Below are 17,973 nucleotides of genomic sequence, written 5' to 3'. Positions count from 1 at the left end.
GCGGCGCCGGCGATCAGGCCGGCACCGTGCTCTCGTCGAAGAACAGCACCTGCGAAATCGCCGCGCGCAGCGTCGCGGGCTGATAGGGCTTGGTGAGCAGGAAGGCGGGCTCGGGCCGATCGCCGGTGAGCAGCCGTTCGGGGAAGGCGGTGATGAAGATCACGGGCACCTTCGTCTCGCTCAATATTTCCTGCACCGCCTCGATCCCCGAACTATTGTCGGCGAGCTGGATGTCGGCGAGCACCAGGCCCGGCTGGTGCGTCTGTGCGTCGGCGACGGCCTCGCGGTGCGTCGTCGCCACCGCGACGACCTCGTGCCCCAGGTCGCGGACGATCATTTCGATGTCCATCGCGATGATCGGCTCGTCCTCGATAATCAGGATGCGCGCACGCGTCTGGCGGTCGATCTCGTCCATCGCGTCGGCGACCAGCTTGTGGACATCATCGACGTCGCGGCCGATGATCCGGCCGGTTTCGGCTTCGCTGAAGCCTTCGACCGCGGTCAGCAGCAGCGCCTGCCGCGCGAGCGAAGGAATGCGGCGAAGCCGCGCGTCGGCGATCCGCGCGTCGGGAGCCGCCGCTTCGTCGGCAGCGGCGGCTTCGGCGATCACCCCGAAATTGTCGTGGATCATGCGATAGAGCTGGATTCGAAGGTCGCCGCCCGCGTCGATTGCGTCGGGATGCGAGACGAGCGTTTCGAGCAATTTCGCGACGAGCGCGTCGCCGCTCGCCTGGCTTCCCGAAATCGCGCGGCCATAGCGCCGCAGATAGGGGAGATGCGGCGCGATCGCCTGGCCCAGTGACATAGAAATTACCCTCCTGATGCAGACGGTTCGCCCGCTTGAAATCCGCAGAAACCCGCAGATGGCAATAAAAAATCCATCCGCGTTCGGCATAATTTTACCGAAGTGGAACGATTCGGCGATAAAATGGTTTCATATAAAAGGTTCAAGTGCCATTGCGATTTGGTAAAGGCGCGGTTAGCAGAAGGCCCCATGTCCAACGGATGTCGCGATAATGTCGTCTGAATCCGGTTCGCCCAACCATAAGGCTGCCGGAAAAGACGCCAAAAAGAAGGTGTCGGGAAAGGGGCGGGACGTCAACATCGCCCTGCGCCGTGCCTATGAGTCTGCGCTCGACGAATCGATTCCGAAGTCGATGCTCGATCTGCTCGCCAAGCTCGATTGACCTCAGCGGCGATAGCGCGCCGCGAAATCGCTCTGAAATTCCTTGAAACGCCCTGCGGCGATCGCCTCGCGCATCGCCTGCATCAGCGCCTGATAGAAATGCAGATTATGCTGCGTCATCAGCATCGCGCCGAGCATCTCGCCCGAGCGGACGAGATGATGCAGATAGGCGCGCGACCAGCTGCTGCACACCGGACAGTCGCACGCCGCGTCGAGCGGGCCCGGATCCTCGGCATGTCTGGCGTTGCGGATATTGACCGGTCCGTTCCAGGTGAACGCCTGCCCGTTGCGCCCCGAGCGCGTCGGCAGCACGCAATCGAACATGTCGACCCCGCGCGCGACCGCGCCGACCAGATCGTCGGGCTTGCCCACCCCCATCAGATAGCGCGGCTTGCCGGCGGGTAGCTGCGCGGGCGCATAGTCGAGCACGCCGAACATCGCCTCCTGCCCCTCGCCGACCGCCAGCCCGCCGATCGCATAGCCGTCGAAGCCGATGTCGATCAGTGCGTCGGCCGACCGCTGGCGCAGCGCTTCATCGAGCGAGCCTTGCTGGATGCCGAACAGCGCCGACCGCGCCGCATGATCCTCGCCCGCGTCGAAGCCCGCGCGGCTGCGCGCCGCCCAGCGCATCGAGCGCTCCATGCTCGCCTCCGCCCGTTTTGCGTCGACGCCGTTGGGCGGGCATTCGTCGAACGCCATCACGATGTCGCTGCCGAGCAGCCGCTGAATCTCCATCGATCGTTCGGGGGTGAGCATGTGGCGCGAGCCGTCGAGGTGGCTCTGAAAGGCGACGCCTTCCTCGCTCTGCCTGGTGAGCGCCGACAGGCTCATCACCTGATAACCGCCGCTGTCGGTCAGGATCGGCCGCTCCCACCCCATGAAGCCGTGCAGCCCGCCGAGCCGCGCGACGCGCTCGGCGCCGGGGCGCAGCATCAGATGATAGGTATTGCCCAGAATGATGTCGGCACCGGTCGCGCGTACTTCGGCGGGGCGCATCGCCTTCACGGTCGCGGCGGTCCCGACCGGCATGAAGGCCGGCGTGCGAATGTCGCCGCGCATCATGCGGATCGTGCCGGTGCGCGCCGCGCCGTCGGTCGCGGCGATCGAGAAGGCGAATCGTGTCGTCATCGGGCGCGCCTATGGCGGGCGGGCGCCCGAAAGTCGAGCGCCGGCCCTATTCGCGCTCGTCGTCGCTCGACGGCTCCTCCTCGGCGGCCTTGACCTTCTCCTTCGGCTTTTGCTTTTCGAAGGTCGCGAGCAATTTCGACTTTTCGGCCTCCGGGAGGTCCTTTTCGGCCGCGGGGAACATCTCGTCCTCTTCCTCGTCGATATGGTGGAGATAGCGGTCCTTCATCGTGCGAAAGCGGGTGAGCCAGCCGGTCGAGGCGAAGTCCATCTCATAGAGTTCGGTCAGCATATCCTCGATCTCCTTATGCTCGGAGACGCTGTGCTGCGCGTCGTCGCGCAGGCCGGGCTTGGCGAGCATCGTCGCATAGAGCGACATTTCCTCCGACGCGGCGTGCGCGGTCACCTCGACGCGGAACGCCTCGAACAGCTTTTCGCGCTCGGGGCTGTCGCCGTGCGTCTCGTCGATCTGACGCAGCAATTTGCGGTGGCGGTCGTGATCGGCCTTCAGCCGGGCGAAGATTTTGGTCTCGGCCATGATATGCTCCGTTCTGCGAGTAAGTTCGCAGGTCGGAACGGCCGATCGGCGGCACGGTTCCGGTCAGGCGGCCCGCCAGCCGGTCGTCGTCGTAAAGGCGGGGAGGCGACAGCTTGCGGATGAGGTCGAGCTGGTCGAGCGATTCGATGCCTTCGGCGGCCGTCTCCATCGCCAGCGCCTCGGCGAGCGCGACGATCGCGGCGTTGCGCGATCCCTTCGCGGTCGCGCCGCGCACGAAGCTCTGGTCGATCTTGATCTTCAAACCTCGAGCGGCCAATTTATGGGTCGACGTCCTAGCCCCGGCGCGGCCCCGGCCATGCACCGCAAAGCCTTGCCATAATATATATAATCGGTTCGCACGGGGGTAAGCGATCACCCCTGTTCTTCGCGGCACGCCGTGCATCTTGTAAAGGCGCGCGGCGCGGGCGATAGCGGCCGGCGATGACCCTGCCGCCCTCCACCCGCCGGTCGGCGCTCGACCGGCTCACCGCCGACGCGCCTTTCCTCGCGCGGCTCGCCGAGCTTTTTCCTGAGGATGTCGCGCGTTTCCTCGCCGACGGCACCGACACCGCGCTGGCCGCCGTGACAGCGCCCGCGGTCGACGAAGAGGTCATGCGCACGCTCCGCCGCTGGCGCGGCCGCACCGCCTTGCTGCTCGCGCTCGGCGATCTTTCGGGCGAGCATGATGTCGCGGCGACGACGCGGCGCCTGTCCGAATTTGCCGATACCGCCTGCGACCTCGCGCTCGCCGCCGCCTTTGCCGAACGCGTCCCCGACGCCGCGCCGCAGGGCCTCGCAGTGATCGCGCTCGGCAAGCTCGGCAGCTTCGAACTCAACTATTCGTCGGACATCGACCCGATCCTGATCTTCGATCCCGCAACGCTGCCGCGCCGCGAGCGCGACGATCCGGACGAGGCCGCAGTGCGGATCGCGCGGCGCTTCGTCGAGATTCTTTCGGCGCGCACCGCCGACGGCCATGTGCTGCGCGTCGACCTCAGGCTGCGTCCGCATCCCGAAGTGACGCCGATCGTGCTGCCGGTGAACGCCGCCATCTCCTATTATGAATCCGAAGCGCTCGCATGGGAGCAGGCGGCGTTCATCCGCAGCCGCGCCTCGGCGGGCGACCGCGCGCTCGGGACGCGCTTCCTCGAGGCGATTCAGCCCTTCATCTGGCGGCGCAGCCTCGATTTCCGGCAGCTCAAGGAAATCGGGGCGATGAGCGACCGCATCCGCGACCATTTCGCGCAGGGGCAGGACTTCGGCCCCGGCTATGACTTGAAGCGCGGGCGCGGCGGCATCCGCGAGATCGAATTTTTCGCGCAGGTTCATCAGCTCATCTATGGCGGGCGCGACCCCGCGCTGCGCGCCCCCGCGACGGTCGATGCGCTCGCGGCGCTTGCCGGCGCGGGCCGTGTTGCCCCCGACGTCGCGGCGCGCCTGTCGGACCATTATGCGACGCTGCGCCGTATCGAGCACCGCTTGCAGATGATCGACGACCAGCAGACGCACAGCCTGCCCGTCCAGCCGGACGCGCTCGACGCGGTCGCGCGCCTCGACGGCGAGGCGGACGGTGCGGCGCTCCTCGACACGCTGCGCCCCGTCGTGAGCGATGTCGGCGCTTGCTATGACAGGCTCGTCGCCGACCGCGCGGTGGCGACCGGCCTGCCGCGCGACGAAAGCGAGCTGGCGGCGGCGCTCGCCGCGGCGGGCTTCGAGCCGCCCGATCCCGCGCTGCGCACGATCGCCGAATGGCGCAGCGGCAAGCTGCGCGCGCTGCGCAGTCCCGCGGCGCTCGAAGCGCTCGAAACGATGCTCCCCGAGCTGATGAAGGCGATCGGTGCCGCGCCCGATCCGGCGGCGACGCTGATCCGCTTCGACAAGCTGGTCGCGGGCCTGCCGAGCGCGGTCAATTTCTTCCATCTTCTCGCGGCGCAGCCCGCGCTCGCCCGAGTCGCGACGCGCATATTGTCGCTCGCCCCGACGCTCGCCGACGCGCTCGCCGCGCGCGTCGAACTGATCGACGGGCTGATCGACGCGCGCGCCTTCGACGCGCCGGCGGACAAGGCGGAGCTGATCGCCGAATGGACGCCGGGGCTCGCCGGGCTCGACTATGAACGGCTGCTCGACCGCGTGCGCGACCGCGTCGGCGAACGGCGTTTCGCCTATGGCGCGCAGCTTGTTGCAGGCGCCGCCGACCCGCTGATCGTCGCGCGCGGCTATTCGGATCTCGCCGAAGCGGCGTTGCAGCTGCTCGCCGACGCGACGGTCGCCGAATTCGTCGAGGCGCACGGGCGCGTGCCGGACAGCGAACTCGTGATCCTCGCGCTCGGGCGCTTCGGCGGGCAGGCGCTGACCCACGCCTCCGACCTCGACCTCATCTATCTGTTCACCGGCGACCATCTCGCCGAATCGGACGGCCCGCGCCCGCTCGGCGCGACAACCTATTACAACCGCCTTGCGCAGCGCGTGACCGCGGCGATGTCGGTGCCGACCGCGGCGGGCAAGCTCTATGATGTCGATGTGCGCCTGCGGCCGCAGGGCGCGCAGGGGCCGCTCGTCGTCACCGTCGACAGTTTCGAACGCTACCAGCGCGAAGAGGCCTGGACGTGGGAGCATATGGCGCTGCTCCGCGCGCGCCCGGTCTATGGCAGCGACGCGGCGCGCGGCGAGGTCGCGCGCGTGATCGCCGACGTGCTCGCCCGTCCGCGGGGCGGCAGCGTCGCCACCGAAGCCGCGGCGATGCGCGCGCGGATCGCCGCGCACAAGCCGCCGGCGGGGCCGCTCGACGTCAAGGCGGGGGCGGGGGGGCTCGTCGACCTCGAATTCGCGATGCAGGTGGTGCAATTGCAATCGGGCCGCTGCCACGATCCGCATATCCCGACCGCGCTCGCCTGCCTTGCGGCGGCGGGGCTTGCGCCGGACGCGATCGTCGCGGCGCACCGCCTCCTCGCGCGGCTGCTCGTGATGCTGCGGCTGACCGCGCCCGACGGCGAGCCGCAGGCGGCGGCGGCGCGGCAGCTTGTCGCGGCGGCGTGCGGCTGCGACAATTGGCCGGCGCTGCTTGAAGCGCACGACGCCGCACGGCAGGAGGTCGCCGGCTGGTGGGCGGCGATTCGCCCCGCCGACGAACAGCAGGAGACGAAATGATGAGCGCAATCGCCCTCGGGGATGCGATTCCCCCGGTAAAGCTCGCCGATGCCGACGGCGCGACGATCGACCTCGCCAGCCTGAAGGGCGCGCCGCTGATCGTCTATTTCTATCCCAAGGCCGATACGCCCGGCTGCACCGTCGAGGCGCAGGATTTCACGCGGCTTTCGCCCGATTTCGCGCATCTCGGCGCGCATGTCGTCGCGGTGTCGCGCGATGCACCGCAAAAGCTGTGCAAATTCCGCGACAAATATGGGCTCACCGTGCGGCTCGCCTCGGACGAGGATGGGGCGGTGTGCGAAGCCTTTGGCACCTGGGTCGAAAAGACGAACTACGGCCGGACCTATATGGGGATCGAGCGCTCGACCTTCCTGTTCGGCGCCGACGGAAAGCTCGCGAAGCTATGGCGCAAGGTCCGCGTCAAAGGCCATGCCGAGGCGGTGCTGGAGGCGGCGAAGGCGCTTTGACCGTGCCATTTTGCCCTTCCGTTTGTCCTGAGGAGCCATTGAGCTTGACGAAATGGCGTCTCGAAGGACGTCAGCACTGCGCCTCTGTCCTTCGAGACGGGGCTTCGGCAGGCTCAGCCCCTCCTCAGGACGAACGGGTCGGATCATGACCACGCTCGGCGAAGCTGCGCGCGCGGTCCTGCTGACGCCGGACCCGCACGCCAAGCGCCGCGCGGCGCGGGCGCTCGCGCGCGGCTGGCGGCGCGGCGACATCGCGCATCGCTGCGACGTCCCGCTCCCCGACCGGCCGGCATGGCCCGCGGCGCCCGAACTGCTCGCGCCGGCGCAGATGCCGCGCCGCCGCAAGGGCGGGTCCGAACGCGGCCGCATCGCGATGCTCCACGCGCTCGCGCATATCGAATTTGTCGCGATCGACCTCGCGGTCGATCTCGTCGGGCGCTTCGGGGGAGAATTTCCGCGCGGTTTCGTCGACGACTGGCTCAACGTCGCCGCCGACGAGGCGATGCATTTCGCGCTGCTCGACCGCCGCCTGCGCGCGCTCGGCAGCCATTATGGCGCGCTCCCCGCGCACGCCGGCCTGTGGGAAGCTGCCGAGGCGACCGCCGACGACGCGCTGGCGCGGCTCGCGATCGTGCCGATGGTGCTCGAAGCGCGCGGGCTCGACGTCACCCCGGCGACGGTGACGCGCTTTCGCGGCGCGGGCGACGAAGCCTCGGCGAAGATCCTCGAACGAATCTATCGCGACGAGATTCGGCACGTCGGGGCGGGGACGAACTGGTTCGAATGGCTGTGCGACGAACGGCGGGTCGAACCGCGCGCAACGTGGCAAAGCCTCGTAAAAGCGCGCTTTCGCGGGAGTTTGAAGCCGCCGTTCAACGACTCGGCGCGCCGGGACGCCGGTTTAACGCAAGAATACTACGCGGTTATTGCTTAGTAACCATTGTCCATGCACCAAGGCTCGCGAGCGGGGAATGAACCCATTCAGACAAGCAACCGGCACCGGTGACGCGCGCGAATGCGTCGCCGGCGACATGGCGAATAGCGGGGTCGATACGTGCGAAACGAAAGCTTTACGCAGAAGTTCCGTCTCGGATTCATTTTTTGTGCAATGGCTCTCGCAGGCGCCGCCGCCCCGGCCGCCCATGCGGTCGAGAACAGCGCCGATGCCGGCGTGATCGTCCCCGACGAACCCGATGACGACAGCTTCGACGCGGGCGTCGCGCCGTCGGTCGGCGAAGACAGCGAAGCGCGCGCGGTGTTTCAGGCGTGGAAGCGCCTCGACACCGGCCTCACCGCCTCGCTCGGCGTCGCGGTGCCGTCGCGCCGCCCGATCGAGCAGATGTCGCTCTCCTCGTCCTACGGCATGCGCGTCCATCCGATCACCGGCAAGGTCGCGCGCCACAACGGCATCGACATTCCGGCGCCCTATGGCACGCCGATCTATGCGACCGCGGACGGCATCGTCGGCCGCGCGCAGCGCCTCGGCGGCTATGGCAATTATGTCGAAATCAACCACGGCAACGAAATCCAGACGCGCTACGGCCATATGTCGCGCTTCGTCGTCCATGCGGGCGAGCGGGTGAAGAAGGGCGAGGTCATCGGCTATGTCGGCTCGACCGGCCGCTCGACGGGCAACCACCTCCATTACGAAGTCCGCATCGAAGGATCGCCGGTCAACCCGCTGCCCTTTGTGCGGTCGGACCAGATGGCCGTCGCTGCGCTGTCGGGCGACCAGGCCAGGATGGCGATGGGCGGCCCCGAGGAATAGGAATCCTTCAAGGGTTCGGAGAGGAGGGGGCGTCCTCCGGCCCGCGGCCGAGGCGCCCTTTTCTTTTGCGCTGCCGCTCCCTATCTTGACCATATGGCCACGCAGCTTTCCGACATCACCCTGTCGCCCGCGGCGGCGACCCGCGTCCGCTGGATCGCCGAGCGCAAGGGCGGGGCACAGCCCGCGCTGCGCCTCGCGGTCGACGGCGGCGGCTGTTCGGGCTTCACCTATCGCTTCGAACTTGCGACCAGCATCGACGCCGACGACATCGTCACCGAAACCGACGGGGTAAAGCTCGTCGTCGATCCGGTCAGCATCGACCTCGTGCGCGGCTGCACGGTCGATTTCGTCGATTCGCTCGGCGGCTCCTCGTTCAAGGTCGACAACCCCAACGCCGCGGCCGGCTGCGGCTGCGGGTCGAGCTTCGCGATCTGACGCCTTTCTTGGGCGCGCGCTTCCTGTCATAGGGGGCGCATGAAAATCGCGACGTTCAATATCAACGGCATCAAGGCACGCCTGCCGCGCCTCGTCGAATGGCTCGAAGAGACGCAGCCCGACATCGTGTGCCTTCAGGAACTCAAGTCGAGCGACGAGACGATCCCGGCCAGGGAGATCGAGGCGGCGGGCTATGGCGCGCTCTATCACGGGCAAAAGGGGTTCAACGGCGTCGCGATCCTCGCGCGCGGGGCCGAGCCGGTCGAGATCCAGCGCGGCCTCGCCGGCGAGGAGGATGAGCAGTCGCGCTATCTCGAAGCCGATATATTCGGCGTGCGCGTCGCGTCGATCTATCTGCCCAACGGCAATCCGCAGCCCGGCCCCAAATTCGATTACAAGCTGCGCTGGATGGCGCGGCTGCGCGCGCGCGCGCAGGCCTTGCTGGCCGCCGAAATCCCCGCCGTGCTCGCGGGCGACTACAATGTCATCCCGCACGACGACGACGTCTGGGACCCGCGCGCCATGGCCGCCGACGCGCTGATGCAGCCCGAATCGCGCGACGCATATTTTCGCATCCTCGGCGACGGCTGGACCGACGCGCTGCGCAGCCGCCACCCCGCGGGGCATGTCTGGACCTTCTGGGACTATCAGGCGGGCGGCTGGCAACGCGACCATGGTTTCCGCATCGACCATCTGCTGCTCAGCCCGGCGATGGCCGACCGGCTGATCGACGCGCGGGTCGACAAGGACTATCGCGGCCGCGAAAAGGCGAGCGACCACGCGCCGACCTGGGCGCAGTTCCGATAGTCGCGCCGCTCCTTGTCTTGAAGGACGTTCCGGTCTAATTGAGAACGACTCGCAACAGGAGTTTTTCATGCCGGAAACAAGCGCCTATCAGGTCGCGGACTGGAACGGCCGGAACGGCGAGCAATGGGTCGCCAATCAGGCGCGGCTCGACCAAATGCTCGCCGTCTTCGGCGACGCCGCGATTGCGGCGGCGGCGCCGGCCGCCGGTGACCGGGTGCTGGACGTCGGCTGCGGCGCGGGCACGACCAGCATCGCGCTCGCCGCCCGCGTCGGGTCGCGGGGGCGCGTGCTGGGCGTCGACATTTCGGAGCCGCTGATCCGGCATGCGCGCAGCAGGGCGCCGGCCGGGACGCCGCTGACCTTCGAACTGGCCGACGCCGGCCGCACCGCGCTGCCGGCGCAGAGCTTCGACCTGCTCTTCTCGCGCTTCGGGACGATGTTCTTCGACGATCCGGCGGCGGCGTTCGCGCATATGCGCAGGGCGCTAAGACCCGGCGGACGGCTGGCGTTCGTGTGCTGGCGCGCGGCGGCGGAGAATGACTGGGTGCGGTTGCCGATGGGGGCGATCCGTGACCTCGTGCCTCCACCTCCGTCCCCCGATCCCGAGGCGCCCGGACCCTTTTCCTTCGGCGACCGCGATCGCGTCGCGCGCATCCTGACGGCCGCGGGCTTCGCCGATGTCGCGATCGCGCCGTTCGACCATGAGCTTCCGTTCGGCGAGGGCGCGACGCGCGCGGCGGCGATCGACGATGCGGTCGACATGGCCTTTCAGGTCGGCCCGCTGTCACGCGCGCTGTCCGATCAGCCCGACGCCGTCCGCGCGCGCGCGGCGGAGGCGGTCCGGCGCGCCTTTGCGGCGCGGCCGGGTGAGCGGTCGGTGATGATCGACGGCGCCGCGTGGATCGTCACCGCGCGCAATCCGTCCTGACCGGCGATTCGCATGATGACCCTTCGGCACATTCGACAGGGGCGGGCTTCGGGCTTGGCGATTCAGTGCTCGTCCTGCTGCCCTGCGTCTCAGGCCAGAACCTTGTCGTAGATGCGATAGACGCGATTCTCGGTCGCCTCGATCGCCTTGGCGACCGCGATCATCCCCTGATTGTCGTCGAGCACCCAGCCGATGTCGCCATATTCGGCGCCATAGGTGGCGACGCCGTCGCGGCGGATGAATTCGATCATCATGAAGGCGAGGGTGCTCGCCATGCGGCTGTTCTGCAGCTTCTTGACCACGCCCATCAGCGGCACGCGCAGGGTGCGGCTCTTCGGCTTCCTGAGCCACCAGAGCAGCCGCGCCCAGCCGAAGGGGAGCAGCGAGCCGTCCATGTCGATCAGCAGCTCGTTGATGTTCGGCAGCACGATCATGAAGGCGACGGGCTCGCCGTCGAGTTCGGCGACGCGGATCAGATCCTCGAACACCAGCGCTTTCAATTTCTTGCCGACAAAGGCGATCTCGCTGTCGGTCAGCGGGACGAAGCCCCAATTGTCCGACCAGGCGTCATTGAGGATGCCCATGATCAGCCGCGCCTCGGCGTCGAACCGGCGCTTGTCGACGCGGCGGATGCGGATGCGCTCATTCTTTTCGCCCGCCGCGACGATGCGGTTGACGATCGGCGGGAAGCCGTCGGCGATCGGCACCTTATAGTTGAGCAGTGTCTTGACGGGGCGATAGCCGGCGCCCTCGACCCATGGGCGATAGAGCGCGCTGTTGTGGCCGAGCATGATCGTCGGCGGCGTGTCGAACCCCTCGACGAGCAGACCCGGCTCGTCCCAGATCGAGATCGACAGCGGGCCGAGCGAGCGCGTCATCCCCTGATCGCGCAGCCACGCCTCGGCGCGCGCGAGCAGCGCCTGCGCGATGCCTTCGTCCTCGGCCTCCAGCAGCCCCCAGTTTCCGGTCCCCGGCCCCATCCCCTGCCCGGCGGGCTGGGCGAGCGCGAGTTCGTCGATATGCGCCGAAATGCGGCCGACGGTGCGCCCGTCGCGGCGCGCGAGGAACAACTGCGCCCGACCATGTTCGAACCACGGATTCTTGCCGGGGGTGAGGAGGTCGAAGGCTTCGCTCCTGAGCGGCGGCACCCACGCCGGGTCGCCGCGGTTCAGCCGAAAGGCCAGCTCGACGAATTCGCGTTTGTCGGCTTTCGTCCTGACCGGAATGATGCTGACGGGACCCTGGGCGTGTGCGGCCATCTCTGGTTTCCTGGTTGGAGCTTCCTATATTTTGTGGCGAGGCATTAGGGCATAGATGCGGCGCTGGCGACCCGCATTCGGCCATTTTGCTGCCACGAAATCATGGTGAAACGCCCGATATGACGACGATGACTCCTCCTGCCGATCGCGCCGCAACGCGCGCTGCAGCACCGACGGTCAAGACGCCGAAGTCGGCGATCGCCGACGATATGGCGATGATCCGCGCCGCGTCGGAGCTGACGCGCGACCTCGTGACGCCAGGCGCGCGCATCTACTGGACCGATTTCCTCGCCTCGGCCTTTGTCGGCTATGCCGGCGTTGCCGCGGCGATCCTCGCGCCGTCGACCGGCTGGATGCTCGTCGCGGCGCTGGTCGCGGTGCTCGCCCTCTATCGCGCGGGCAGCTTCATCCACGAAATCACGCATATCCGCAAAAATGCGCTGCCGGGCTTTCGCCTCGTGTGGAACATGCTGATCGGCGTGCCGCTGCTGATCCCGTCCTTCATGTATGAAGGCATCCACAGCCTGCACCACAACCGCACCAAATATGGCACGGTCGAGGACCCCGAATATCTGCCGCTCGCGTTGATGAAGCCGTGGACCGTGCCGCTGTTCGTCGTCGCGGCGGCGTTCGCGCCGCTCGCGCTCGTCTTTCGCTATGCGGTGCTCACCCCGCTCTCTTTCCTGATCCCGCCGCTGCGGCGGCTGGTGCGCGAGCGTTATTCGGGGCTCATCATCAACCCGCTGTTCCGCCGCAAGCCGCCCGAGGGCGAATTCCGCCGCCAGTGGGCATGGCAGGAAGGCGGCGCCTGGGCGTGGTCGACCTTGCTGATCGCCGCCGGCGTCTTCGGCTGGGTGCCGCTGCGCGCCCTCGTCATCTTCGGCGCGATCGCCTCCGCGACGGTGGTGCTCAACCAGATCCGCACCCTCGTCGCGCATCTGTGGGAAAATGACGGCGAAGTGCTGACCGTGACCGCGCAGTTTCTCGACAGCGTCAACGTCCCGCCGCCGGGGCTGCTGCCCGAACTATGGGCGCCGGTCGGCCTGCGCTATCACGCGCTCCACCATTTGCTGCCCGGCGTGCCCTACCATGCGCTTCCCGAGGCGCACCGCCGCTTGAAGGCCGCGCTGCCCGCCGATTCGCAATATCACCGGGCGAATTATCGCAGCCTGCCGAAACTGGTCGCCAACCTCGTCGCCGGCTCGGCCCGCGGCACCGCCGCCTGACCCGCCGCCCGGCCGGACCGAAGGCCGGCTGTTGGGTAGGAAGCAGTCATTGACGCTGCTGGGCCAAAGGAAGATAAGCCCGCTCCAATGAGGCGCTATCGTTACATATTTTTGTTTGCCGCTGTCGTGGCATTATTCCTTGGAAGCGTGACGATTGCTATCCTTCGAGCTGACAAATGTTCAGACAAGGGCGGTATCACCGTTGGATTTATGACCCGCAGCCAAGGCTGCGTAAAACAGTAGTCGTTTTTCGGGGTGCGGCCGCAATCAGTCGAGAGCCGATATTTGCCTTCTTCGTCATCCCGGACTTGATCCGGGATCCATTTTCCCGGCGCTGCGCTTAATGGACCCCGGATCAAGTCCGGGGTGACGAAAAGAGGAAGGGTCGGCATTTAGCCGCTCTCGGCCATCGGTTCATCCGCGAGACCTCACCTCACCGCCGCCCCCGCTACCCCGCGTGCGCGTCCCGCAGTTCGCGTTTCAGCACTTTGCCGATCGGGCTGCGCGGCAGCTCTTCGACCACGCGGATCGCGCTCAGCCGCTGCGTCTTGCCGACCTTGGCGTTGCAGTCGGCGCGCACGGCCTCGGGGTCGGCCCCCGCTTTCAGCACCACGAAGGCCACGGGGGTCTCGCCCCATTCCTCGCTCGGCATCCCGACCACCGCCGCCTCGACGACGCGCTCGTCGGCGATCAATATCGCCTCGAGGTCGCTCGGAAAGATGTTGAAGCCGCCCGAAATTATCATGTCCTTCGCGCGGTCCATCAGGGTCAGGAAACCGTCCTCGTCGATGCGGCCGATGTCGCCGTGGCGATAGAAAAGATTTCCTTCGGCGTCGTACCAGTGCATCGCTCTGGTCGCCTCGGGCCGGTTGTTATAGCCGGTCATCATCGCGGGCGATCGGCCGACGACCTCGCCGATCTCGCCCTGCGGCAGTTCGTTGCCCGCCTCGTCGATCACCTTCGCGACATGGCCCGGCGCCGGCTTGCCGACGGTGTGCAGCTTGTCGGGGAATTGATGCGCCTCGAGGATGAAGGCCGCGCCGCCCTCGGTCATGCCATATATTTCGACGAGCCCGCCCGGCCAGTGCTTCAGCACATCGGCTTTCAGCGCCGCGGGGAAGGGCGCCGAGGTGCAATATTTCATCACGAAGCTCGACAGGTCGAAGCGATCGAAATCCTCGAGCGCCATGATGCGGCGATATTGCACCGGCACCAGCATCGTATTCGTCGCGCGCTCGCGCTCGGCCAACTCGAGGAAGCCGCGCGCGTCGAATTTCTTCATCAAGACGACCTGCCCGCCCGACCCGACCGTCGGCAGAAAGCTCGCCATCGTCGTGTTCGAATAGAGCGGGGTCGACAGGATCGTCACGGCAGCGGGGCCATAGGCGGGCACGCCGCGCTGGATATGCTGCCAGCGCATCGCGTGGCTGTGGACGATCCCTTTGGGCGTGCCCGTCGTTCCCGACGAATAGATGATGTTGAACCCGTCTTCGGGCAGGATCGCGACCGGCTCGGGCGCCGTTCCTTCGGGCGCCATCCAGTCGTCCAGCGCCGCGCCGACGGTGCTGTCGTCCATCGCGATGCGCTCGCCGGCGGTGACGCTCTGGCCTTCGAGGCTCGCCGCTGCGGCGCTGTCGAGGAACAGGTGGCGCGCGCCGGTGTCGGCGATCATCGCCGCCATCTGCTCGCCCGTCGCGCTGTTGGTGATCAGCCCGGCGACGCCGCCGGCGCGCAGCGTGCCCAAAATCGCCGCCATCTGCTCGACGCTGTTCAGCCCCGCGATCGCTGTGCGGTCGCCTTTCGCGAGTCCCTCGGCCTGCAGGCGCGCGGCGATTCGGTCGACCATCGCGTCCAGTTCGGCCCAGGTCAGCCGCCGGACCGGATCGGCCGCCGCTACGGCATCGGGGCGTTCGCCGGCGTGGGCACGCACCAGGTCAGAGAGGGTAGCGAAATCGCCGGCGAGCAGGTCGGAACTGGTCATGGGCCTTTGGTTAGCACAGCCGGCTCGGCGTGCAACGCCGCGCCCGGCACGGGAAGCTCGCTTGACCGAAAGTTTCAAGTCGCTACTGATTTGCGGCATAAACAAACCACAAAGCCGCGGAGATGATTGCCATGCACCCCTCAGTCCACGCCCATGCCCATCCCGACAAGCCGGCGGTGATCGTCGCCGAAACCGGCGAAACGATCAGCTATGCCGAAATGGACGCCGCCTCGAACCGCGCGGCGCAGCTCTTTCGCGCGCATGGGCTGGGGCATGACGATGTCGTCGCTTTCATGCTCGACAACACGCCGCATTATTATGGCCTGACGTGGGGCGCGCAGCGCGCGGGGCTGCGCTATGTCTGCATCTCGTCGCGGCTGACGCAGGACGAAACCGACTATATCCTGGACAATTCGGGGGCAAAGATGCTCATCGTCTCGGCGAGCCTCGCGCCCGCCGCCGAACGGCTCGAAACGCGGATCGAGCGCTTTGCGATGGGCGGCGCGATCGCCGACTGGCCGCGAATCGAAGATGAACTGGCGAAGATGCCCGCCGCGCGGATCGCCGACGAGCGCGCCGGGGTCGACATGCTCTATTCGTCCGGCACCACCGGGCGGCCCAAGGGGGTGCGCGTGCCGCTGCCCGAAGAGCGGGCGATCGACGCGCCGAACAGCCTCGTCATGCTCGCCGCGGCGGCTTTCGGCATCGGTCCGGACAGCGTCTATCTGTCGCCCGCGCCGCTCTATCACGCCGCGCCGCTGCGCTGGTCGATGACGATCCACCGCCTCGGCGGAACCGTCGTGCTGATGAAGAAATTCGATCCCGAGGGCGCGCTCGCGGCCATCGAAAAATATCGCTGCAACGCCGCGCAATTCGTGCCGACCCATTTCGTGCGGATGCTCAAGCTTCCCGAGGAGGTGCGCGCGCGCTACGACGTCTCCTCGATGAAGAGCGCGATCCACGCCGCCGCGCCCTGCCCGATCCCGGTCAAGCAGGCGATGATCGACTGGTGGGGGCCGGTCCTGCTCGAATATTATGCGGGTTCCGAGGGCAATGGCATGACCTTCGCGACGAGCGCCGACTGGCTCGCGCACAAGGGCAGTGTCGGCCGCGCGATCCACGGCACCGTCCACATCATGGGCCCCGACAATGAAACCGAACTCGCCGCGGGCGAAGAGGGCGGGGTCTTCTTCGAAAGCGAAAATGTCTTTGAATATCATGATGATCCGGAAAAAACCGCGTCGAGCCGCAACTCGAAGGGCTGGTCCACTTTGGGCGATGTGGGCAAAGTTGACGAAGATGGCTTCCTCTACCTCACCGACCGCAAGAGCTTCATGATCATCTCGGGCGGCGTGAACATCTATCCGCAGGAGATCGAAAACCACCTCGTCACCCACCCCAGAATCGCCGATGTCGCGGTCGTCGGCGGCCCGCACGAGGAAATGGGCGAGGAAGTGATCGCGGTGATCCAGCCCGCCGACATGGCCGACGCCACCGACGCCTTCCGCGACGAGATCATCGCTTTCGCGCGCGAAAAACTGTCGGGCGTGAAAGTGCCGCGCCGCATCGACTTCATGGACGCGCTGCCGCGCCACGATACGGGCAAGCTCTACAAACGCCTCTTGCGCGATCAATATTGGGAGAAGGCGAAGGAAAAGGCGTGATGGAAACCCGCGTCGAATTCTTCTTCGATCTCTCTTCGCCCTGGACCTGCCTTGCTTTTCACAACCTGCCCGCCGTGCTCGATCGCACCGGTGCGGGGGCGATCTATCGCCCGATTCTCGTTGGCGGGGTGTTCAACGCGGTCAATCCCGCCGTCTATGCCGCGCGCGAGCAGGCCGACAATCGCAAGCTCGACCATAGCTGGAAGATACTGAAGGACTGGGCACGGCTCGCGGGCGTGCCGATGAACTTCCCGTCGCAGTGGCATCCGGCGAAGAGCATCGCCGCGATGCGTTTCTGCACGGCGCTCGAAGACGACCAGCCCGCCCTCGTCCGCTTTGCCCGCGCGGCCTTTGCGAGCTATTTCGACCGCCAGGAAAATCTCGACGACCCGGCGGTGCTGATCGCGGTCGCCGACGCCGAAGGCCTCGACGGCGGCGCGATCGCCGAGGCGGCGGTGAGCGATGCGGTCAAGGCGCGGCTGCGCGCCAACACCGATGAAGTCATCGCGCGCGGCGGCTATGGCTCGCCGACGATCTTCGTCGATCGCGACGACATGTATTTCGGCAACGACCAGCTCCCGCTCGTCGAAGCCGCGCTCAGAAGGACACCCCCATGAAGGACCGTATCTCGATCACGATGCTCGAAGGCGGCATCGCCGACGTCCGGCTGATCCGCGCCGACAAGATGAACGCGCTCGACGCCGCGATGTGGGAGGCGCTGGCGCAGGCCATCGACCAGCTCAAGGCGACCGCGGGGCTGCGCGTTGTCGTCCTGTCGGGCGAAGGGCGCGCCTTTTGCGCGGGGCTTGATCTCTCGAGCCTCGGCGGCGAGCGCGAGCCGGGTGCGAGCAGCGCCGGCGGCAGTCTGTCGGACCGCACGAAGGGGATCGCCAACAACGCCCAATATGCCGCGTGGGGCTGGCGCGAGTTGCCGGTGCCGGTGATCGCCGCGGTCCACGGCGTCGCATTCGGCGCGGGGAGTCAGATCATGGCCGCCGCCGACATCCGCATCGTCCACCCCGACACGCGCATCGCCATCATGGAGATGCGCTGGGGCCTCGTCCCCGACGTCGCGGGCATGGCGCTGTGGCGCACGCAGGTCGCCGACGACGTGCTGCGCGAGATGATCTATACCAACCGCGAATTCACCGGATCCGAAGCGAAGCTGCTGGGCTTTGCGACGCATGTCGCCGACGACCCGCTGGCGAAGGCGATGGAGCTGGCGGCGGTGATCGCCGACAGGAATCCGCACGCGATCCGTGGCGCCAAGCGCCTCTGCAACATGCTCGCCGACGCAAGCGATGCCGAAATATTGCAGGCCGAAAGCGACGAGCAGGTGAAGGTCATCCGCACCCCCAACCAGATGGAGGCGGTGATGGCGCATATGCAGAAGCGCAAGCCGAATTTCGTCGATTGATCGTCGCCCCCCGCGCAGGCGGGGG

The 17,973-nt window shown here is 67.2% G+C and carries 17 protein-coding genes; 12 read left to right on the top strand and 5 right to left on the bottom strand.

Annotation, left to right across the window (positions count from 1 at the left end; genetic code table 11):
• Positions 1 to 13 precede the first annotated feature (13 nt).
• Entirely contained in the window at positions 14 to 805 is a 792-nt protein-coding gene (locus KNJ79_RS16415; RefSeq protein ID WP_089215498.1) for a response regulator, read from the bottom strand.
• A gap of 211 nt (positions 806 to 1,016) precedes the next feature.
• On the opposite strand from KNJ79_RS16415, the gene KNJ79_RS16410 reads away from it, so the two are divergent.
• Positions 1,017 to 1,187 carry a NepR family anti-sigma factor gene (locus KNJ79_RS16410; protein ID WP_317151874.1) on the top strand — a complete coding sequence of 57 codons (171 nt, stop codon included), beginning with the start codon at positions 1,017 to 1,019 and terminating at the stop codon, positions 1,185 to 1,187.
• 2 nt (positions 1,188 to 1,189) lie between these two features.
• Here KNJ79_RS16410 and tgt read toward each other — a convergent pair whose 3' ends face one another.
• Together tgt and KNJ79_RS16400 are read right to left on the bottom strand one after the other, a co-directional pair.
• The gene (gene tgt / locus KNJ79_RS16405) at positions 1,190 to 2,314 is read right to left on the bottom strand and encodes a tRNA guanosine(34) transglycosylase Tgt (protein ID WP_317151873.1); all 1,125 of its coding nucleotides are present in this window, start codon (positions 2,312 to 2,314) and stop codon (positions 1,190 to 1,192) included.
• Positions 2,315 to 2,360: 46 nt separating this feature from the next.
• The gene (locus KNJ79_RS16400; RefSeq protein ID WP_317151872.1) at positions 2,361 to 2,849 is read right to left on the bottom strand and encodes a hemerythrin domain-containing protein; all 489 of its coding nucleotides are present in this window, start codon (positions 2,847 to 2,849) and stop codon (positions 2,361 to 2,363) included.
• 441 nt (positions 2,850 to 3,290) lie between these two features.
• Here KNJ79_RS16400 and KNJ79_RS16395 point away from each other — a divergent pair, with 441 nt between their 5' ends.
• From KNJ79_RS16395 to KNJ79_RS16365, 7 genes are all read left to right on the top strand, one after another.
• On the top strand, positions 3,291 to 5,996 hold the full coding sequence (locus tag KNJ79_RS16395) for a bifunctional [glutamine synthetase] adenylyltransferase/[glutamine synthetase]-adenylyl-L-tyrosine phosphorylase (RefSeq protein ID WP_317151871.1): 2,706 nt from the start codon (positions 3,291 to 3,293) through the stop codon (positions 5,994 to 5,996).
• Positions 5,996 to 6,463: a peroxiredoxin gene (locus tag KNJ79_RS16390; protein ID WP_089215503.1), complete on the top strand. Its 468-nt coding sequence runs from the start codon at positions 5,996 to 5,998 to the stop codon at positions 6,461 to 6,463. The genes KNJ79_RS16395 and KNJ79_RS16390 overlap by 1 nt, the downstream gene beginning before the upstream one ends.
• 145 nt (positions 6,464 to 6,608) lie before the next feature.
• Positions 6,609 to 7,397: a ferritin-like domain-containing protein gene (locus KNJ79_RS16385; protein WP_317151870.1), complete on the top strand. Its 789-nt coding sequence runs from the start codon at positions 6,609 to 6,611 to the stop codon at positions 7,395 to 7,397.
• Between the two features lie 174 nt (positions 7,398 to 7,571).
• Complete coding sequence (locus KNJ79_RS16380; protein ID WP_089215505.1) at positions 7,572 to 8,231, top strand: M23 family metallopeptidase; 660 nt, start codon at positions 7,572 to 7,574, stop codon at positions 8,229 to 8,231.
• 93 nt (positions 8,232 to 8,324) lie between these two features.
• Positions 8,325 to 8,666 carry an iron-sulfur cluster insertion protein ErpA gene (erpA, locus tag KNJ79_RS16375; protein WP_089215506.1) on the top strand — a complete coding sequence of 114 codons (342 nt, stop codon included), beginning with the start codon at positions 8,325 to 8,327 and terminating at the stop codon, positions 8,664 to 8,666.
• A gap of 39 nt (positions 8,667 to 8,705) precedes the next feature.
• Positions 8,706 to 9,473 (top strand): exodeoxyribonuclease III, encoded by a 768-nt coding sequence (xth, locus tag KNJ79_RS16370; RefSeq protein WP_317151869.1) that lies wholly within the window; start codon positions 8,706 to 8,708, stop codon positions 9,471 to 9,473.
• Between the two features lie 67 nt (positions 9,474 to 9,540).
• Positions 9,541 to 10,401 carry a class I SAM-dependent methyltransferase gene (locus tag KNJ79_RS16365; RefSeq protein ID WP_317151868.1) on the top strand — a complete coding sequence of 287 codons (861 nt, stop codon included), beginning with the start codon at positions 9,541 to 9,543 and terminating at the stop codon, positions 10,399 to 10,401.
• Positions 10,402 to 10,490: 89 nt separating this feature from the next.
• On the opposite strand, the gene KNJ79_RS16360 is transcribed toward KNJ79_RS16365, so the two are convergent.
• The gene (locus KNJ79_RS16360; protein ID WP_317151867.1) at positions 10,491 to 11,660 is read right to left on the bottom strand and encodes an N-acetyltransferase; all 1,170 of its coding nucleotides are present in this window, start codon (positions 11,658 to 11,660) and stop codon (positions 10,491 to 10,493) included.
• Positions 11,661 to 11,779: 119 nt separating this feature from the next.
• Between KNJ79_RS16360 and KNJ79_RS16355 the strand changes: the two genes are divergently transcribed.
• Positions 11,780 to 12,886, top strand: a complete 1,107-nt coding sequence (locus tag KNJ79_RS16355) for a fatty acid desaturase family protein (RefSeq protein WP_317151866.1) — start codon at positions 11,780 to 11,782, stop codon at positions 12,884 to 12,886.
• A gap of 448 nt (positions 12,887 to 13,334) precedes the next feature.
• Here KNJ79_RS16355 and KNJ79_RS16350 read toward each other — a convergent pair whose 3' ends face one another.
• Positions 13,335 to 14,867, bottom strand: coding sequence for a class I adenylate-forming enzyme family protein (locus tag KNJ79_RS16350; protein ID WP_317151865.1), 1,533 nt, complete (start codon positions 14,865 to 14,867; stop codon positions 13,335 to 13,337).
• 131 nt (positions 14,868 to 14,998) lie between these two features.
• Between KNJ79_RS16350 and KNJ79_RS16345 the strand changes: the two genes are divergently transcribed.
• From KNJ79_RS16345 to KNJ79_RS16335, 3 genes are read left to right on the top strand one after another with little or no spacing between them, the layout of a single operon-like run.
• A complete protein-coding gene (locus KNJ79_RS16345; protein ID WP_317151864.1) occupies positions 14,999 to 16,531 on the top strand; it encodes an acyl-CoA synthetase in 1,533 nt (510 codons plus the stop codon).
• Positions 16,531 to 17,148, top strand: a complete 618-nt coding sequence (locus tag KNJ79_RS16340; protein WP_317151863.1) for a 2-hydroxychromene-2-carboxylate isomerase — start codon at positions 16,531 to 16,533, stop codon at positions 17,146 to 17,148. Before KNJ79_RS16345 ends, KNJ79_RS16340 begins: the two co-directional genes overlap by 1 nt.
• Positions 17,145 to 17,948 (top strand): crotonase/enoyl-CoA hydratase family protein, encoded by an 804-nt coding sequence (locus tag KNJ79_RS16335; protein ID WP_317151862.1) that lies wholly within the window; start codon positions 17,145 to 17,147, stop codon positions 17,946 to 17,948. The genes KNJ79_RS16340 and KNJ79_RS16335 overlap by 4 nt, the downstream gene beginning before the upstream one ends.
• Positions 17,949 to 17,973: the final 25 nt, after the last annotated feature.

The sequence above is a fragment of the Sphingopyxis indica genome, from assembly GCF_032879645.1.
In the GTDB taxonomy this organism is placed as follows: Bacteria; Pseudomonadota; Alphaproteobacteria; order Sphingomonadales; family Sphingomonadaceae; genus Sphingopyxis; species Sphingopyxis indica.
The sequence above is the reverse complement of the archived record's forward strand: the minus strand, read 5'-3'. Positions and strand labels throughout refer to the sequence as shown.

Bases quoted from the DNA above. Each gene is read 5' to 3' on its own strand.
- xth (WP_317151869.1), top strand. From the start codon at position 8,706: ATGAAAATCGCGACGTTCAATATCAACGGCATCAAGGCACGCCTGCCG.
- KNJ79_RS16345 (WP_317151864.1), top strand. From the start codon at position 14,999: ATGCACCCCTCAGTCCACGCCCATGCCCATCCCGACAAGCCGGCGGTG.
- KNJ79_RS16385 (WP_317151870.1), top strand. From the start codon at position 6,609: ATGACCACGCTCGGCGAAGCTGCGCGCGCGGTCCTGCTGACGCCGGAC.
- KNJ79_RS16380 (WP_089215505.1), top strand. From the start codon at position 7,572: ATGGCTCTCGCAGGCGCCGCCGCCCCGGCCGCCCATGCGGTCGAGAAC.
- tgt (WP_317151873.1), bottom strand. From the start codon at position 2,314: ATGACGACACGATTCGCCTTCTCGATCGCCGCGACCGACGGCGCGGCG.
- KNJ79_RS16360 (WP_317151867.1), bottom strand. From the start codon at position 11,660: ATGGCCGCACACGCCCAGGGTCCCGTCAGCATCATTCCGGTCAGGACG.
- KNJ79_RS16395 (WP_317151871.1), top strand. From the start codon at position 3,291: ATGACCCTGCCGCCCTCCACCCGCCGGTCGGCGCTCGACCGGCTCACC.
- KNJ79_RS16365 (WP_317151868.1), top strand. From the start codon at position 9,541: ATGCCGGAAACAAGCGCCTATCAGGTCGCGGACTGGAACGGCCGGAAC.
- KNJ79_RS16340 (WP_317151863.1), top strand. From the start codon at position 16,531: ATGGAAACCCGCGTCGAATTCTTCTTCGATCTCTCTTCGCCCTGGACC.
- KNJ79_RS16335 (WP_317151862.1), top strand. From the start codon at position 17,145: ATGAAGGACCGTATCTCGATCACGATGCTCGAAGGCGGCATCGCCGAC.
- KNJ79_RS16415 (WP_089215498.1), bottom strand. From the start codon at position 805: ATGTCACTGGGCCAGGCGATCGCGCCGCATCTCCCCTATCTGCGGCGC.
- KNJ79_RS16355 (WP_317151866.1), top strand. From the start codon at position 11,780: ATGACGACGATGACTCCTCCTGCCGATCGCGCCGCAACGCGCGCTGCA.
- KNJ79_RS16410 (WP_317151874.1), top strand. From the start codon at position 1,017: ATGTCGTCTGAATCCGGTTCGCCCAACCATAAGGCTGCCGGAAAAGAC.
- KNJ79_RS16390 (WP_089215503.1), top strand. From the start codon at position 5,996: ATGAGCGCAATCGCCCTCGGGGATGCGATTCCCCCGGTAAAGCTCGCC.
- KNJ79_RS16350 (WP_317151865.1), bottom strand. From the start codon at position 14,867: ATGACCAGTTCCGACCTGCTCGCCGGCGATTTCGCTACCCTCTCTGAC.
- erpA (WP_089215506.1), top strand. From the start codon at position 8,325: ATGGCCACGCAGCTTTCCGACATCACCCTGTCGCCCGCGGCGGCGACC.
- KNJ79_RS16400 (WP_317151872.1), bottom strand. From the start codon at position 2,849: ATGGCCGAGACCAAAATCTTCGCCCGGCTGAAGGCCGATCACGACCGC.